Genomic DNA, 17,111 nt, shown 5'->3' with positions numbered 1-17,111 from the left:
AATGACCATGTTCGCTAAACGCCAGAGCAAGCCGGCAAGGCTACATCTCACCGCTTCGCTCGCCGGGCTGATGGCATTGCTTTTCGCACAAGCCATGGCTTCTGCAGAAGAAGTCACCGGGCGTCTTCCCGATGCCAGCCGGGTGGTATCCATCGGCGACTCCATCACGGAGATCGTCTATGCGCTCGAAGAGGAGCAGCACCTCGTCGGTCGTGACCAGACGAGTACCTACCCGCAAGCGGCGCAGAAGCTGCCCGATGTCGGCTACATGCGCGCGCTGTCCCCCGAAGGGGTTCTGTCCATCAACCCGACAGCCATCATTGCCGTGGAAGGCAGCGGCCCGAAGGAAACCATCGATGTCCTGAAGAAGGCCAGCGTGCCCTTCGTTTTTGTGCCGGAAGATTACACCGGAAAGAGTATCGCGGCGAAAATACGCGTGGTGGGCACAGCCCTCGGTGTTGATGAGAAAGCCGAAAAGCTGGCATCGCAGGTCGAGAAGGATTTGCAGGCGGCTGAAGATGCAACGAAAAACATCAAGAACCGCAAGCGGATCCTGTTTGTCCTCAGCGCGCAGGGCGGCAAGATCATGGCCTCCGGCACCAAAACGGCAGCCAATGGGATCATTGCACTGGCCGGTGCCGACAATGCGATCACGGAATACCCCGGATACAAGCCATTGACGGACGAAGCAATCATCACGGCCAAACCCGACGTCATTCTGGTCATGGACCGCGGTGGTGACCATGCGTCCGACAATGCCGACCTTCTTGCCAATGCGGCGATTGCCGCAACGCCCGCCGGCAAGGACAAGAAGATCATCCGCATGAGTGGTCAGTATCTGCTGGGCTTCGGGCCGCGTGCGCCCAAGGCAATTCACGAGCTGGCAGAAGCCATTTACGGCAACGAACTCGGCAAATGAGTGAGACCGTCTTGAGAAAACCTGCCGTCCTTGCTTCCGCACAGGGCGGCAGCAGACTGCGCCCGGATGGTGACCGGTCGGCGTTTGCGCGCATGGTCATTGCCTGCCTGTGCGTGGCGCTCGTTGCCACAGTCCTTTTCAGCCTTGCCTTTGGTGCATCCGATGCATCGGTCCTCTCCGTCGTGAAGTCCCTGATTGCCGGATCCGATACCACAGACAATGCGCTCTCCGTCCGCGACCGCATCATCATTTACGATATCCGCCTGCCGCGCGTCATTCTCGGGGCGCTGATCGGCGCGTCCCTTGCCGTATCGGGTGCAGTCATGCAGGGATTGTTCCGCAATCCGCTGGCCGACCCCGGCATCGTCGGCGTCTCGGCGGGCGCCGGGCTTGGCGCGGTCAGCATCATCGTTCTCGGCGGAACCTTCCTCGCCCCGGTGATCGCCCTGTTCAGTCTCTATGCCTTGCCGCTCGCCGCTTTCTTCGGCGCCCTCATCTTCACGCTCGTCCTCTACCACGTCGCGACACGGCGCGGGCAGACATCCATCGCCACCATGCTGCTCGCCGGTATTGCGCTCGGCGCCATGGCCGCCGCCTATATCGGTGTCCTGGTCTATGTCACCGACGACAAACAGTTGCGCGATCTGACATTCTGGGGGCTGGGATCGCTGGCGGGAGCCAATTGGGTCAAGATCGCCGCATCAGGCCCGCTCATTGCGCTCGCCCTCGTCATTTCACCGTTCCTCGCCCGCGGCCTCAACGGGCTCGCCCTCGGGGAAGCATCGGCCAGCCATCTCGGCATCCCGGTACAGCGGTTCAAACGCATCGCCATTGTCACCGTCGCTGCCGCCACCGGCGCATCGGTTGCGGTCAGCGGCGGCATCGGTTTTGTCGGCGTCGTCGTTCCGCATCTGCTGCGCCTCGTGATCGGCCCCGATCATCGCTATCTCCTGCCTGCCGCCGCCCTCCTTGGCGCCAGCCTGCTGCTGATTGCCGATGCGGTCAGCCGCACCATCGTTGCACCGTCCGAACTGCCGATCGGCATCGTCACGGCGGCCGTCGGCGCACCGTTCTTCCTGTGGATATTGCTGCGCCGCCGCGGCATTCTGGACCTCTGACCATGATCCGTGTTTCCAATGTCTCCGTATCCCTCGGCCGAAACAGAATTGTCGAGGACGTATCCTTTGATGCGCAGGCCGGCGCATTCACAGTTATCGTCGGACCCAACGGGTCAGGTAAAACGACCCTGATGCGCGCACTCTCCGGTGATCTGCCACATGAGGGCGTCATCAGCATCAACGGCACGCCGATCGACCGGCTGAAGCTCTGGCAGATGGCAACCATGCGGGCGATCCTGCCGCAATCCACCTCGCTGTCCTTTCCGTTTACCGTGCGTGAGATCGTCAAGCTGGGCATGACCAGCGGCCGCTCCGGTGCTTCGCGCCACAACGTCGACACACTGCCCGATGAAGCGCTTGAGCGCGTTGACCTCGCGGGTTTCGGCGGGCGGTTCTATCAGGAACTCTCCGGCGGCGAGCAGCAGCGGGTGCAACTGGCGCGCGTCCTCTGCCAGGTCTGGCAGCCGGTGCTCGACGGCCAGCCGCGCTTTCTGTTTCTCGATGAGCCGGTGTCGAGCCTCGATATCAAACATCAGCTGATCATCATGCAGATTGCCCGCGACTTTGCCGATCGCGGTGGCGGGGTCATCGCTATCCTGCATGACCTCAACCTCACCTCCATGTTTGCCGACAGGGTCGTGGTCATGCACAGGGGGAGGGCCGATTCTGTGGGCACCCCCACGGAGGTCTTGACGGATGACCGCATCCTGCGCGTCTATGAATGTGCGCTCAAGGTAGGCGGTCTGCCCGGAAAATCCGTGCCGTTCGTCTTGCCGCAATCCGCAGTGCTCTGAGCACGCGAAGATGCCACCATCCACCTATTGACTAAAAATGGCGATTTGATACTAAATATAGATGTTATGGTTCTCCCCGAGTCGCAAGACCGGGAGCTAAGAGGGAAGCCGGTGAAATGTCCTGGACATTGAGGCCGGCGCTGCCCCCGCAACTGTAAACAGCGAGTTGTTGTCGACAATGCCACTGGAGCCGCGCTTCGGGAAGGCCGACACCAGCGCCGACCTGTGAGCCAGGAGACCTGCCATGACATGATGAACGTCCACGGGCGGGGTGTCCCGGTGTGTCGCTTGCAATGGTCGGCCGCAAGCTGATCGGATTCTTGCACGCGTGCGCTCGACCTTTGCCCCCAACATTTGGGGTATAAGCACATGTCTCTTTCTCTTCAAACCACCCGCGTCGACGGTCAGTCGCCGGTTCGTCCCGCCGAATTGCTGCCATTATCCAGCGAGCCCGGCTATCGCGTCATTCGCCGCAATGGCTCGGTCACACCCTTCGACCCGCTGAAAATCACCGTTGCTCTCACCAAAGCCTTCCTCGCCGTCGAAGGCAACGTCGCTGCCGGTTCGCGCCGTGTGCACGATGTCGTCGAAGGCTTGACCGCCGACATCGTGACAACATTGAAGCGCCGCAGCAGCGAAGGACGTCTGTTCCACATCGAGGATGTGCAGGATCAGGTCGAACTTGCCCTCATGCGCAGCGAAAACCACAAGGTTGCGCGTGCTTACGTGCTCTACCGGGAAGAACGCGCGAGAGAACGCGCAAAACTGGTGGAACCCGTGGCCGCAACCGGCCCGTCCCTCAACGTCACCCTGCCTGATGGGACCAGGGCACCGCTCGATGCGGCGCGCCTCGCCCGCATCATCGATGAAGCCTGCGAAGGACTTGAGGGGGTCAGCGCCGCGCCGATCCTGAGCGAAACCCAGCGCAATCTCTATGACGGTATCACCCTCGACGAACTATCGCTTGCACCCATTCTGGCGGCACGCACACTCGTTGAAACCGAACCGAACTACTCATTTGTCACTGCCCGGCTGCTTCTCGACAAGCTGCGCCGCGAAGCCTTGAGCTTTGTCTTCGGCAGGCCCGAACAGGCGACCCAGCATGAAATGGCAGAACGCTATGCCGATTATTTCCCCGCCTATGTGAAGGCCGGCATTGAAGCCGAACTGCTCGATCCGGAACTCGCCCGCTTCGACCTGCGGAAAATATCAGCAGCCCTGAAGCCGGAACGCGACCTGCAGTTCCAGTATCTTGGCCTGCAGACATTGTATGATCGTTATCTCCAGCAGACACGTGGTATCCGGTTCGAACTGCCACAGGCCTTCCTGATGCGCGTTGCCATGGGCCTCGCCACCCGTGAGATCGACCGGGAAGCGCGCGCCATCGAATTCTACGACCTGCTGTCGTCGTTCGACTTCATGGCTTCCACCCCGACCTTGTTCAATTCGGGCACGCTGCGCCCGCAGCTTTCCTCCTGCTTCCTGACCACCGTCGCCGACGATCTCGATGGCATCTTCAAGGCGGTGAAGGACAATGCGCTCCTGGCAAAATATTCCGGTGGCCTCGGCAATGACTGGACGCCAGTGCGTGGCCTTGGAGCCCATATCAAGGGAACCAACGGCGAAAGCCAAGGCGTTGTACCGTTCCTGAAAGTGGCCAACGATACGGCCATCGCGGTCAATCAGGGCGGCAAGCGCAAGGGCGCGGTCTGCGCCTATCTCGAAACCTGGCATGTCGACATCGAGGAGTTCCTCGATCTGCGCAAGAATACCGGTGACGACCGCCGCCGCACCCACGACATGAACACCGCCAACTGGGTGCCTGACCTGTTCATGAGCCGCGTCGAGGCGGACGAGTCATGGACCCTGTTCTCACCCGACGAGATGCCGGATTTGCACGACCTCTATGGCGCGGCATTCAAATCCGCCTACGAGGCCTGTGAAGCCAAGGCCGCACGCGGGGAAATCCGTGTCTTCCGCACCGTGCGGGCACTGGATCTCTGGCGCCGGATTTTGACGATGCTGTTCGAGACCGGCCACCCATGGGTCACGTTCAAGGACCCCTGCAATATTCGCTCGCCGCAGGGTCATGTCGGCGTGGTGCATTCCTCGAACCTGTGCACGGAAATTACCCTCAACACATCGAAGGATGAGGTTGCGGTGTGCAACCTCGGCTCGATCAATCTTGCCAATCACATTGCAGCCGAAGGTCTCGACCTCAAGCGTCTGGCGCGCACTGTGGCAACGGCCATGCGCATGCTCGACAATGTCATCGACATCAACTTCTACACGATCCCGGAAGCGCGCCATTCCAACCTGCGTCACCGTCCGGTCGGCCTCGGGCTGATGGGCTTCCAGGATGCATTGCAGGCTCTGCGTATTCCCTATGCCTCCAACGAGGCCGTGGCTTTCGCCGATCTCAGCATGGAAGCCATTTCCTATCACGCCATTTCGGCATCGGTTGACCTCGCCAGCGAACGTGGCAGCTATCCGAGCTTCAGCGGTTCGCTCTGGTCAAAAGGCATTCTCCCGATCGATTCCATTGAACTGCTCGATCAGGCCCGCATGGCGGCGGGTGCCAGGCTTTCGATGGATCGCAGCACCACCCTTGACTGGGAAGCCCTGCGCAAGCGGGTGACGACAACCGGAATGCGCAATTCCAACACCATGGCGATTGCACCCACCGCAACGATTTCTAACATTTGCGGCGTCGCCCAGTCTATCGAGCCCGCCTACCAGAACCTCTTCGTCAAATCCAACATGTCGGGCGACTTCACCGTCGTGAATGCCGCGCTGGTGCATGACCTGAAGCAGCGCGGGCTGTGGGACGAGGTGATGATTTCGGACCTGAAATATTTCGACGGCTCGGTGGGTGAGATCGACCGCATCCCTGCCGACCTCAAGGCGCTCTATGCCACGGCGTTCGAAATCGACAGCGCATGGCTGATTGCAGCGGCCTCGCGCCGGCAGAAATGGATCGATCAGGCGCAATCCCTCAACCTCTATATCGCCAATCCAAGCGGCAAGAAACTGGACGAACTCTATCGCCTCGCCTGGAACAGCGGCCTGAAGACGACCTATTACCTCCGCTCGCGCTCGGCCTCGCACGTGGAAAAGTCCACGCTGAAAGGCACGGATGGCAAGCTCAACGCTGTCGCCGCCAAGCCGGTTGCCGAACCGATCATCCTGTCGGAACCGGCCGGCAATGCCTGCTCGATCAATGATCCTGACTGTGAAGCCTGCCAGTAAGCGCGCAACCGCGCCTGCCACACATGCTTTGCAACGAATTGAAGGAAAAGACCATGCTTGAATGGACCAACACCGAAGCTGCCGCCAATGCGGCCCGCGCCATCCACCCCGCCCTTGCACCGGATCAGGCACCCGCCGCCGATGCCACGGGTCTTGGCGATATCGTGCGCGGCGGTGGCCGTGTGCGCGTCGACGACAAGGCGATGATCAACTCACGTGCCGACGTCAACCAGCTCCTGCCACTCAAATATCATTGGGCCTGGGAGAAGTACCTCAATGGCTGCAACAATCACTGGATGCCGACGGAGGTATCGATGCAGGCGGATATCGCACTGTGGAAATCCAGGGACGGACTGACCGACGACGAACGCCGCATGATCAAGCGCAATCTCGGTTTCTTCGCGGCATCCGAGTCGCTTGTTGCCAACAATATTGTCCTTGCCATCTACCGGCATCTGACCAATCCGGAATGCCGCCAGTACCTACTGCGTCAGGCCTTCGAGGAAGCCGTCCATACCCATACATTCCAGTATATCGTCGAAAGTCTCGGGCTGGACGAGGGCGAACTCTTCAACATGTATCGCGAAGTGCCATCGATCACCGACAAGGCGGCATGGGCGCTCAAGCACACGCAAAATCTCGACAACCCGGATTTCAAGACCGGCACGCCGGAGATGGATCAGCAATTCCTGCGCGATCTCGTGGCTTTCTACGTCATTTTCGAGGGCATGTGGTTCTACACGGGCTTTGCCCAGATCCTGTCGCTTGGCAGGCGCAACAAGATGGTCGGCATTGCCGAACAGTATCAGTACATCCTGCGCGACGAGAGCATCCACATGAATTTCGGCATCGACGTGATCAACCAGATCCGTCACGAGAATCCGCATCTGTGGACGAAAGCCTTCACCGAAGAACTGCGCGGGATGATCAGGGATGCAGCAGAGCTCGAGGCGTCCTATGGCCGCGATACGATGCCGCGCGGTTTCCTCGGACTGAATGCTGCGCTTTGCGAAAGCTATATGCACTTCATCGCCAACCGCCGCTGCGCCCAGCTCGGTCTCACACAGGTCTTTCCCGACACGGACAATCCATTCCCGTGGATGTCGGAAGCCATGGATCTGAAGAAGGAAAAGAATTTTTTCGAAACCCGGGTCATCGAATACCAGAATGGCGGAGCGCTGGCATGGGACTGATGTGTACGATGCTGGCTCTCGAGGACATTTTCGTCGCGTGACCGCGCTTGATGCGGCATCACGGCTGCGGCGGGACAGGACGCCGCAGCTGCGACAGAATCTGCCGCCAATGGAATTGATTTGTTGACATAAAGATATCTTTATGTGAGTTTACGCCTCTCATCCCAAGATGGCCAAGAGGCGTTTGAGTCATGAATATTGCAGTCGATAATCTGTTCGGTCCCATGGGCGCTCCACGGGATGGCTCGGAGGTGTTTGAAGCGCTGACCAAGGCGGCGCGCGAACGCATCCTGATTCTCGACGGGGCCATGGGCACGCAGATTCAGGGCCTCAGCCTGAACGAGGACGATTTCCGCGGCGAACGCTTCGCCGACTGCTCCTGTCACCTGCAGGGCAATAACGACCTTCTGATTCTCACGCAGCCCCAGGCCATCGAGGACATCCACTACGCCTATGCCATGGCCGGTGCGGACATTCTCGAAACCAACACCTTCTCTTCCACGACCATTGCCCAGGCTGACTACAGCATGGAAGAGGTTGTCTATGAGCTGAACCGCGATGGCGCCCGCCTTGCCCGCCGGGCCGCGATCAAGGCCGAACAGAAGGACGGCAAGCGCCGTTTCGTGGCCGGGGCGCTCGGACCGACAAACCGCACCGCCTCCATTTCGCCTGACGTGAACAATCCCGGCTATCGCGCTGTCACCTTCGACGATCTGCGTATTGCCTATGCGGATCAGGTGCGCGGCCTGATGGATGGCGGCGCCGATATCATCCTCATCGAAACGATCTTCGACACGCTGAACGCCAAGGCGGCGGTGTTCGCCACGCAGGAAGTGTTCGAGGAAAAGGGCATTACCCTGCCCATCATGATTTCGGGCACGATCACCGATCTCTCAGGCCGGACCTTGTCCGGTCAGACACCGACGGCATTCTGGCATTCCGTGCGTCATGCGGAACCCTTCACCATCGGCCTGAACTGCGCGCTTGGCGCCAATGCGATGCGCGCCCATCTGGCTGAAATCTCCGGCGTTGCCGATACATTTGTCTGCGCCTATCCCAATGCAGGTCTGCCCAATGAATTCGGCCAGTATGACGAAAGCGCCGAAGCGATGGCCGAGCAGCTGGAAGGCTTTGCCAGTGAAGGCCTGCTGAACATCGTCGGCGGCTGCTGCGGTTCGACGCCCGATCACATCCGGGCGATTGCCGAGGCGGTCAGCAAATATCCGCCGCGCCAGATCCCGGAAATTTCCACGCATATGCGCCTGTCCGGCCTTGAGCCGTTCACGCTGACCAAGGACATTCCGTTTGTGAATGTCGGCGAGCGCACGAACATCACCGGCTCGGCCAAGTTCCGCAAGCTGATCACCGCCGGCGACTTTGCCACGGCGCTGGATGTGGCGCGCGATCAGGTTGCCAATGGCGCACAGATCATCGACATCAATATGGATGAAGGCCTGATCGACAGCGAGAAGGCGATGGTCGAGTTCCTCAACCTGATTGCTGCCGAGCCCGATATCGCCCGCGTGCCCGTCATGATCGACAGTTCCAAGTGGGATGTCATCGAGGCCGGATTGAAATGCGTGCAGGGCAAGCCGCTCGTCAACTCCATCTCGATGAAGGAGGGGGAGGAGGCTTTCCTGCACCATGCCAAACGCGTGCGCGCCTATGGCGCGGCCGTCGTGGTCATGGCCTTCGACACGGAGGGTCAGGCCGATACGCTGGAGCGCAAGGTCGAGATCTGCACCCGCGCCTACGAACTCCTGACCAAGGAAGCCGGGTTCCCGCCCGAAGACATCATCTTCGATCCGAACGTGTTCGCGGTTGCCACTGGCATCGAGGAACACAACGGCTATGGCGTTGCCTTTATCGAGGCGACACGCCAGATCACCGAAACGCTGCCGCATGTCCACATCTCCGGCGGCATCTCGAACCTGTCCTTTTCGTTCCGCGGCAACGAGCCTGTGCGCGAAGCCATGCACGCGGTGTTCCTTTATCATGCGATCCAGGTCGGCATGGACATGGGCATCGTCAACGCCGGACAGCTGGCGGTTTATGAATCCATCGATCCGGAACTGCGCGAAGCCTGCGAAGACGTCGTACTCAACCGCCGCGACGATGCGACGGAACGGCTGCTGGATCTGGCCGAGCGTTACAAGGGATCGGCCGGCAAGGAAGCGCGCGAGCGTGACCTCGCCTGGCGCGAATGGAGCGTGGCGGAGCGCATTTCCCATGCGCTCGTCAATGGCATTACCGAATTCATCGACGTCGACACGGAAGAGGCGCGGCTTGCGGCCGAACGGCCGCTGCATGTGATCGAAGGTCCGCTGATGGCGGGCATGAATGTCGTCGGCGATCTCTTCGGTGCGGGAAAGATGTTCCTGCCGCAGGTGGTCAAATCCGCCCGCGTGATGAAGCAGGCCGTGGCCTTGCTCCTGCCGCACATGGAGGCGGAGAAGCTGGCCAATGGCGGCACGGGCGAACGCGAAAGCGCCGGCAAGGTGCTGATGGCTACTGTCAAGGGCGATGTGCATGATATCGGCAAGAACATTGTCGGCGTCGTTCTCGCCTGCAACAATTACGAGATCATCGATCTCGGCGTGATGGTGCCCGCCACCAAGATTCTGCAAACGGCAAAAGAGCTGAATGTCGATATCATTGGCCTCTCCGGCCTGATCACGCCGTCGCTCGACGAAATGGTGCATGTGGCGTCCGAGATGGAGCGCGAAGGGTTCAATATTCCGCTTCTGATCGGAGGGGCAACAACCAGCCGCGTGCACACGGCGGTGAAGATCAATCCGCGCTATCACAAGGGCCAGACGGTTTATGTCACCGATGCGAGCCGTGCGGTCGGCGTCGTCTCCCAACTTCTCTCGCCGGATACCAAGGGCGGCTTTGTCGATAACATCCGTAGCGAATATACCAGGGTTGCCGAGACCCATGCCCGCAACGAAGCGGACAAGCAGCGGCTGTCACTGGAAAAGGCCCGCGCCAATGCCCACAGAATCGACTGGTCGGGCTATGAACCGCCGAAGCCGTCCTTCCTTGGAACGCGGGTGTTCGAAAATTACGACCTTGCCGAACTGTCGCGCTACATCGACTGGACACCATTCTTCCAGACATGGGAGCTGAAGGGCCGCTATCCCGCCATTCTCGAAGACGAACATCAGGGCGCGGCGGCGCGGCAGTTGTTTGCCGACGCGCAGGCCATGCTGGCCAAGATCATCGATGAAAAGTGGTTCAATCCGAAGGCCGTCATCGGCTTCTGGCCGGCGGGAACCGTCGGCGATGATATCCGCCTGTTCACCGACGAGGGGCGCCAGAAAGAGCTGGCCACACTCTATACATTGCGCCAGCAGCTGTCGAAGCGCGATGGCCGGCCGAATGTCGCCCTGTCGGATTTCGTCGCACCTGTTGCCAGCGGCAAAGGGGATTACATCGGCGGTTTCGTCGTGACGGCAGGCATAGAAGAAATCGCCATTGCCGAACGGTTCGAGCGGGCGAATGACGACTATTCGTCCATTCTGGTGAAGGCCCTTGCCGACCGGTTTGCCGAAGCCTTTGCCGAATTGATGCATGAACGGGTGCGTAAGGAATTCTGGGGCTATGCGCCGGATGAAACTTTGAAGCCAGATGAACTGATCGGCGAGCCCTATCGCGGCATCCGCCCGGCACCCGGCTATCCCGCGCAACCCGATCACACGGAAAAGGATACTCTGTTCAGCCTGCTCGACGCGGAAAGGCAGATCAACGTGCGCCTCACTGAAAGCTACGCCATGTGGCCGGGCTCGTCGGTTTCGGGCGTCTATCTCGCCCACCCGGAATCCTACTACTTTGGCGTCGCCAAGGTGGAGCGCGACCAGGTCGAGGATTATTCGGAGCGCAAGGCAATGCCTGTCGATGAAGTCGAGCGCTGGCTCGGTCCGATCCTCAACTATGTTCCGGCCCCGCGGGTTCAGGCGGCGGAATAATCCTGCAATACGCCGATGATTATCATCATTGTGGTGATATGCGGTCGTTCACAGCAATATCCGAACGGCCGCTCTACGACATTAGTATATGTTGCAAAATTACATTTCTAAGTTAAGTTTCTTCTGTAGTTGAAAATTAGCTACATTCCTCGACTTTTGGTATCGATTTTCACGGTTTCAATCTCTCTCACCAGACGATTTTTATTCAACCTTTTTACATCTGATCCAATTGAAGAACGGAAACATAATGAAAAACATTTCACCTCACATGTCGGTGCTTCTACTTTGTTCGGTTCTATCTGGGCACATTGCCGATCAGGCTGCCGCACAACAATCGGTATCCGGCAGCACTCATATATCGCCAGTCACTAAACTCGCGGCCAAACCACCCATGGGATTCACGACCTGGTCGCGTTTCAAATGCAACGCGCAGGACAAACTCGATAATTCGCCGGAACTTAAGCCAATTAAAGATATCTCTGCTCCTTTGAAAGATATTTCTGCTCCGTTGAATGACGACCTCAAATCAGAAACTTATTCCTTCCAGCACTTCATGCTGGATCAGGCGCGCGCCATAAAGGATTCCGGGCTGCTGGCTGCAGGTTATCAATATGTCAATGTTGACGATTGTTGGATGAACCGGGCAAGGGACAAGAATGGAGCTCTACAAGGCGCGTCGGGCTGGACTTATGGCAATTGGCCTGACGGCTTACATAAAGGTTTTGATACTGATCTCAGCCAATACGTTCAATATTTACATTCCATGGGGTTTAAAGCCGGGCTCTACAGCAGTTCCGGATTACGGACCTGTCAAATCTATCCCGCATCGGCGGGACACGAAAAGCAGGATGCCGCTGCTTTCGCAAAATGGGGTATCGACTATCTGAAGTACGATAACTGCGACTATACCAAGAAAGACGGTCCGTCCGACTATTCGTATTGGCCATTAGAAGAACGACCCAGTAAAATTGTCACCGAGTCTAAAAAAGAACTCTTCAAAACGATGTCAGATGCTTTGGCAGAAGCCACAAAAAACAACGTTCGTAAAATCATTTTTGAAGAATCTGCACCGGCTTCGATGTACAATAATTACTCCGAAAAATACACAATCATGGATTGGGTTCGCCCGCTCGGCCAGATGTGGCGCGTTGGGGGTGACATTAAGAACTACACATATGATTTAAAAAGCAGGAAGCCGATCAATCCCTGGTCATCCAGTGCAGGAGCGAGTGACAATGACAAGGGTGTCTATCCGAGTTTCTATATCGCCGTGGCACTTTCCCGTTACGTCGCGCCAGGCAGCTGGAATGACCCGGATCAGTTGCTCATCGGCGACAACGGCATGAACACCGATGAGGAAAAGAGCCAGTTTGCGTTATGGTCCATCATGGGGGCTCCGCTTCTTCTCAGTACCGATGTACGGCGCTTGACGGAATACTATCAACAGAAGGGAAGGGATGATGCCGGCGTAACCCTTGCGCATCTCAGGGATTCCCTCAAAATTCTGACAAACAAGGATATCATCGCCGTTGATCAGGATGAACTCGGTATCGGCGGCTATATCGCATATCAAACGAATCCTGCACCAGACACAGGCATGGACGTTGTCGTTAAGCCGCTCAGCAATGACCGTCTTGCCGTTGTCGTTCTCAACAAAAGCAATACCGAGCTTCAGCCGCAGAAAATCAATCTGCGGTTCATAGGCCTCAACCTTCCGGAGCAAAAAAACTGCACGGTTTCCGCAAAAAATCTCTGGGATAGTGAACCGGAAGGCGCCCTACCCAATAATGAGTTGTGGACCAGACCTATTCCGGCTCATGGGAATGCCATGTTCTGGCTCGCAGCGAAATGCAATGGCAAAGCGGTCAAAGTCATACCCACCGGTCAGATCTATTCCGTGGCCAGTAGCGGCAAAGCGGGGTTTTGTCTCACAGTGTCGTCCAAGGACACGGCAACTGCCAAATTTGCCATCAGCGCATGCAATGGATCCGACCTGCAAATCTGGTCGCGTGATATCGCCACGCATCGCATCAAACTGGCAGCAGATACGGATCTGTGTTTATCCATGGCTGCAGGTAACACGTTCGGCCTTGCTAAGTGCAAGATCGGCGAAAACGACAGTATATATTATCATACTGATGATCAGGACTTCTCGTACTACTTGAACGGTTCCCTTGCCAATGAGGCCTTGGAGCCATCTGACGCGGTGCTTAGCCCAAATGCGACGCGACAGTGTGTGGACATTTATGGTGGCCCATTTGTCGAGAACAACCCGGTAGCTCCTTATCAGTGTGCCGGATCGAAAAATCACGTCAACCAAATCTGGTCAGCACCGGGCGCTCCGGGATAATCCAAGTCTCCCTGAGCGCCATCGGAAAGATGGCGCTCAGGAAATGCTGGTGCATGCAATCACGCCGCCGAATGAAGATAATTACGGGGAGGGGCGCCCAGCATGCGTTTGAACATGGTGGTAAAGGCGGGAACGCTGTTGTAACCGAGATCGAGCGCAACGCTGGTTACCGCTTCACCTCCGGACAGACGCGGCAAGGCGGACAGCAGGCATGCCTGCTGGCGCCAGGTCGACAGGCTCAAACCCGTCTCGCGCCGGAAAAAACGCGTAAAGGTGCGGCGGCTCATGCCGAGGCGATCGGCCCAGTTGTCGATATTGGTGCGGGGCGAAGGGTCTTGCAGAAAACCCCGGCACAGCGCCGCCAGCCTGGTATCATCGGGGAAGGGCAGGCCGAGCGGGCGCTCTTCCAGCTTGGGAATCTCGTGCAGCAGCAATCCCATCATGAATGTGGTGCGCGGGCTCGCCTGCTCGTCGGACGGAGAAGCGACAACCTCCCGGATCAGCGTATCCATGAGCGGGGTCAGAGCAACCACGTGCAGATGGTTCTTCAATCCTTCAACGGCATCGGGACGGACATAGATCGAATGCATGGCGACATCGCCGTGCATATCCACCGCATGCCGCACGCCCGCCGGCAGCCATAGCGCATGATGCGGCGGCACCATCCAGCGGCCGAACTTGGTGGAGACCATGACAACCCCGGTCATCGCGTGCAGAAGTTGCGACAGGCTGTGCTGATGCTCCGGAACATGGCACCCCGTGGGATAGTGCGCCAATCCGGCAACCACATCGCCCTTCGATTGCTCAAGCCATTCCAGCCGCTGCAGATGCACACGCCCCAAATCCCTGGCGTGGAAACTCATCTCGGGAAATTTCAGATAGAGCATCGGCTTGGCCCACTTGCGAAAGAAATAGACCAAACCACGAAGGCAGGTTTTGTGCAACAGGTATATCAGGGAAGGGAAGGGTGACGCGAAGCACGCAATCAACACCCTCATTTTCCGATGGAACGCCCGATATGACCGATACATCCCTGCCCGCACAGCGCTCTTCCGCTGAAATAACTGCCTTCGGCATCATCTTTGCCGTGAGCTTCTGCCATCTGCTCAACGACATGATGCAGTCCATGCTCTCGGCCATCTATCCGATGCTCAAGACCAACTACGGACTCGACTTCAAGCAGATCGGCCTGCTGACGCTCACCTTTCAGGTTACAGCGTCCCTGCTGCAGCCTGTCGTCGGCACCTATACCGACAAGCGCCCGATGCCCTACTCCCTGCCGGTCGGCATGGGCTTTTCGCTGGTTGGCCTCGGCCTCTTGTCGATCGCCACGCACTATTCGATGCTGCTGATCGGCGCCGCTTTCATCGGCATTGGCTCGTCCATCTTCCATCCGGAGTCTTCGCGCGTCGCGCGCCTGGCATCCGGCGGACGTCATGGCCTCGCCCAGTCGCTGTTCCAGGTCGGTGGCAATTTCGGCACGGCGCTCGGACCTTTGCTTGCAGCGTTCATCATCCTGCCACACGGCCAGCAGAGCATCGCCTGGTTCTCGGCGGCGGCACTGATCGGCATGATCGTCCTCTATCAGGTCGGCAACTGGTACCAGCGCTATCGCGCCGCCAATGCGAAAAAGCCGCCGGTCAGCCGCACGCTGAAACTGCCGCGCCGCAAGGTAACGATGTCGCTGATCATTCTCACACTGCTGGTGTTCAGCAAGAACATCTATCTCGCCAGCATCTCCAGCTACTACACCTTCTACGTGATTCACAAATTTGGCATCACCGTACAGCAGTCGCAGCTGATGCTGTTCCTGTTCCTCGGCGCTGCTGCTGTCGGCATCATCGGCGGCGGACTGGTCGGGGACAAGGTCGGCGTCAAGACCGTCATCTGGTTCTCGATCCTGGGCGTCCTGCCGTTCACACTGCTGATGCCCTATGCGAACCTGTTCTGGACCGGCGTGCTGACCGTGTTCATCGGCCTCATCCTGTCCTCGGCATTCCCGGCCATCGTGGTGTTCGCACAGGAGCTTGTGCCGGGTCGGGTCGGCATGATCGCCGGCATCTTCTTCGGCTTCGCCTTCGGCATGGCCGGAATTGCAGCCGCGGTTCTCGGGGTCGTTGCCGACAACAAGGGGATCGACTTTGTCTATATGGTCTGTTCCTACCTGCCATTCCTCGGCCTGTTGACCATCTTTCTGCCGAGCATGCGCGAGGTGAAGGGCGAGCCCGTGGCAGCCCCGGCATAAACAGGCGGCAGCATTGTTGCCATCCGGCGACAGTCGCTGAAATAACAGCCCTCTGTCGTAACGGGTCCGGAACGCGCGTGTTCCGGGCCCGTTTTCAATTGGCTCAACGATTTCAATGGTTAAAGATGATTTCTTTGCTCATATTATAGAAGCTGATGCAAAACCTTCTGGAAGCGTTCCAAATCATTGGCGTTGCCTGATATTTCCAATGGTTTTAAGCCAATCGAATGACGTTTCAACCGCAGATGAATACCAAGATAAACGGCTTTTCCGTCGTCGGGGGCTTGCAGCAGCGCGCCTGGGACGGTGTTGTCGCCGATCTATTCAGCGTGAATTGCGCGCCCGACGCCAGCGGTCAGTATGAGGCGAGGGATCCCCGGCTTTTCATCGTTCTCGACGGTCTGAACACCGGCACGTTCAACGTGCGGCTGGACCCGCAGAGCAAGGATCTCGGCAGCGATGGCGTTGCCAATCCGATGTGCTATGTCCCGGCGGGAATGCCGCTCTGGTCCCGCCTCCGCGAGGTCAAGCATATCCGCCACATCGATCTGCACTTCAACGTCCAAACACTGGTCAAACGCTTTGGCGACAGGATTGATCTTGGCGCGGTCACGCGGCCACGCCTGATGTTTTCCGATCCGCGCATTCTGGCGCTGGCCAATCTCATGGCGGGGGAGTGTGCCAATCCCGATCCGCTGCACCCGCTCTATGGCGAGAGCCTGGCAATCTCGGTCTTCACGCTGCTGTTCGACATCAAGGCCAAAGCAGAGCGCAAGCGCAGCAAACTCGCGCCTTGGCAGCTGCGCCGTGTCACCAACTATCTCGGTGAAAACTGGATGCGTGCGGTCCGCCTGCAGGAACTGGCTGATCTGACCGGATTGTCGCAATCGCATTTCAGTCATGCCTTCAAGGCTTCGACCGGCATGCCGCCGCACCAGTGGCAGATGCGCGCGCGCGTGCGCCGCATCGAAGAAATGCTGCTGCGGACCGGCCACAGTCTCAACCACATCGCGGAACTTGCAGGCTTTGCCGATCAGGCGCATTTCACCCGCGTGTTCCGCCAGCACACCGGCCTCACGCCGGCCGCCTGGCAACGCAGCCGGAAATAAGCATTACCGCCAAGCGACTTTAGCCCAAAAACATTCAACGGCCGTGATTTCGGACAAGACCCGCATTTATAGTTGAGTTAAATAGTCATAATATTTCAGGCATACGATGATACTGGCGCGGGCGCAGCGGCGTGCGGTGTCATTGTTCTTTGGGTTTTTTTGGGGC

Annotated in this window: 10 protein-coding genes and 1 riboswitch; of the genes, 9 read left to right on the top strand and 1 reads right to left on the bottom strand. The window is 58.4% G+C overall.

The window, feature by feature from the left end; translation table 11 throughout:
* Positions 1 to 7 precede the first annotated feature (7 nt).
* From AC1Q5O_RS16425 to AC1Q5O_RS16395, 7 genes are all read left to right on the top strand, one after another.
* Positions 8 to 919 carry a heme/hemin ABC transporter substrate-binding protein gene (locus AC1Q5O_RS16425; RefSeq protein WP_492564336.1) on the top strand — a complete coding sequence of 304 codons (912 nt, stop codon included), beginning with the start codon at positions 8 to 10 and terminating at the stop codon, positions 917 to 919.
* Positions 916 to 2,037, top strand: a complete 1,122-nt coding sequence (locus AC1Q5O_RS16420) for a FecCD family ABC transporter permease (protein ID WP_492564334.1) — start codon at positions 916 to 918, stop codon at positions 2,035 to 2,037. Before AC1Q5O_RS16425 ends, AC1Q5O_RS16420 begins: the two co-directional genes overlap by 4 nt.
* 2 nt (positions 2,038 to 2,039) lie before the next feature.
* Entirely contained in the window at positions 2,040 to 2,831 is a 792-nt protein-coding gene (locus tag AC1Q5O_RS16415) for a heme ABC transporter ATP-binding protein (protein WP_492564332.1), read from the top strand.
* Between the two features lie 50 nt (positions 2,832 to 2,881).
* A riboswitch (cobalamin riboswitch) is annotated at positions 2,882 to 3,092 on the top strand.
* Between the two features lie 108 nt (positions 3,093 to 3,200).
* Positions 3,201 to 6,080, top strand: a complete 2,880-nt coding sequence (locus AC1Q5O_RS16410; RefSeq protein WP_492564331.1) for a ribonucleoside-diphosphate reductase subunit alpha — start codon at positions 3,201 to 3,203, stop codon at positions 6,078 to 6,080.
* 53 nt (positions 6,081 to 6,133) lie between these two features.
* Positions 6,134 to 7,273, top strand: a complete 1,140-nt coding sequence (locus AC1Q5O_RS16405) for a ribonucleotide-diphosphate reductase subunit beta (RefSeq protein WP_492564329.1) — start codon at positions 6,134 to 6,136, stop codon at positions 7,271 to 7,273.
* 191 nt (positions 7,274 to 7,464) lie between these two features.
* Positions 7,465 to 11,241, top strand: coding sequence for a methionine synthase (metH, locus tag AC1Q5O_RS16400; protein WP_492564327.1), 3,777 nt, complete (start codon positions 7,465 to 7,467; stop codon positions 11,239 to 11,241).
* Between the two features lie 247 nt (positions 11,242 to 11,488).
* A complete protein-coding gene (locus AC1Q5O_RS16395) occupies positions 11,489 to 13,591 on the top strand; it encodes a ricin-type beta-trefoil lectin domain protein (protein ID WP_492564325.1) in 2,103 nt (700 codons plus the stop codon).
* A 59-nt stretch (positions 13,592 to 13,650) separates the two neighbouring features.
* On the opposite strand, the gene AC1Q5O_RS16390 is transcribed toward AC1Q5O_RS16395, so the two are convergent.
* Positions 13,651 to 14,478 (bottom strand): AraC family transcriptional regulator, encoded by an 828-nt coding sequence (locus tag AC1Q5O_RS16390; RefSeq protein WP_223614644.1) that lies wholly within the window; start codon positions 14,476 to 14,478, stop codon positions 13,651 to 13,653.
* Positions 14,479 to 14,609: 131 nt separating this feature from the next.
* On the opposite strand from AC1Q5O_RS16390, the gene AC1Q5O_RS16385 reads away from it, so the two are divergent.
* Both AC1Q5O_RS16385 and AC1Q5O_RS16380 read left to right on the top strand, forming a co-directional pair.
* The gene (locus tag AC1Q5O_RS16385) at positions 14,610 to 15,836 is read left to right on the top strand and encodes an MFS transporter (RefSeq protein ID WP_492564322.1); all 1,227 of its coding nucleotides are present in this window, start codon (positions 14,610 to 14,612) and stop codon (positions 15,834 to 15,836) included.
* Between the two features lie 227 nt (positions 15,837 to 16,063).
* Complete coding sequence (locus AC1Q5O_RS16380) at positions 16,064 to 16,945, top strand: helix-turn-helix domain-containing protein (RefSeq protein WP_492564320.1); 882 nt, start codon at positions 16,064 to 16,066, stop codon at positions 16,943 to 16,945.
* The last annotated feature ends 166 nt before the right edge of the window (positions 16,946 to 17,111 follow it).

The organism is Phyllobacterium sp. MT110 (genome assembly GCF_058792715.1).
This window is presented reverse-complemented; position numbering and strand designations above follow the sequence as displayed.

Coding starts and splice junctions, on each gene's coding strand:
- AC1Q5O_RS16425 (WP_492564336.1), top strand. CDS start 8: ATGTTCGCTAAACGCCAGAGCAAGCCGGCAAGGCTACATCTCACCGCT.
- AC1Q5O_RS16420 (WP_492564334.1), top strand. CDS start 916: ATGAGTGAGACCGTCTTGAGAAAACCTGCCGTCCTTGCTTCCGCACAG.
- AC1Q5O_RS16415 (WP_492564332.1), top strand. CDS start 2,040: ATGATCCGTGTTTCCAATGTCTCCGTATCCCTCGGCCGAAACAGAATT.
- AC1Q5O_RS16410 (WP_492564331.1), top strand. CDS start 3,201: ATGTCTCTTTCTCTTCAAACCACCCGCGTCGACGGTCAGTCGCCGGTT.
- AC1Q5O_RS16405 (WP_492564329.1), top strand. CDS start 6,134: ATGCTTGAATGGACCAACACCGAAGCTGCCGCCAATGCGGCCCGCGCC.
- metH (WP_492564327.1), top strand. CDS start 7,465: ATGAATATTGCAGTCGATAATCTGTTCGGTCCCATGGGCGCTCCACGG.
- AC1Q5O_RS16395 (WP_492564325.1), top strand. CDS start 11,489: ATGAAAAACATTTCACCTCACATGTCGGTGCTTCTACTTTGTTCGGTT.
- AC1Q5O_RS16390 (WP_223614644.1), bottom strand. CDS start 14,478: ATGCTCTATCTGAAATTTCCCGAGATGAGTTTCCACGCCAGGGATTTG.
- AC1Q5O_RS16385 (WP_492564322.1), top strand. CDS start 14,610: ATGACCGATACATCCCTGCCCGCACAGCGCTCTTCCGCTGAAATAACT.
- AC1Q5O_RS16380 (WP_492564320.1), top strand. CDS start 16,064: ATGACGTTTCAACCGCAGATGAATACCAAGATAAACGGCTTTTCCGTC.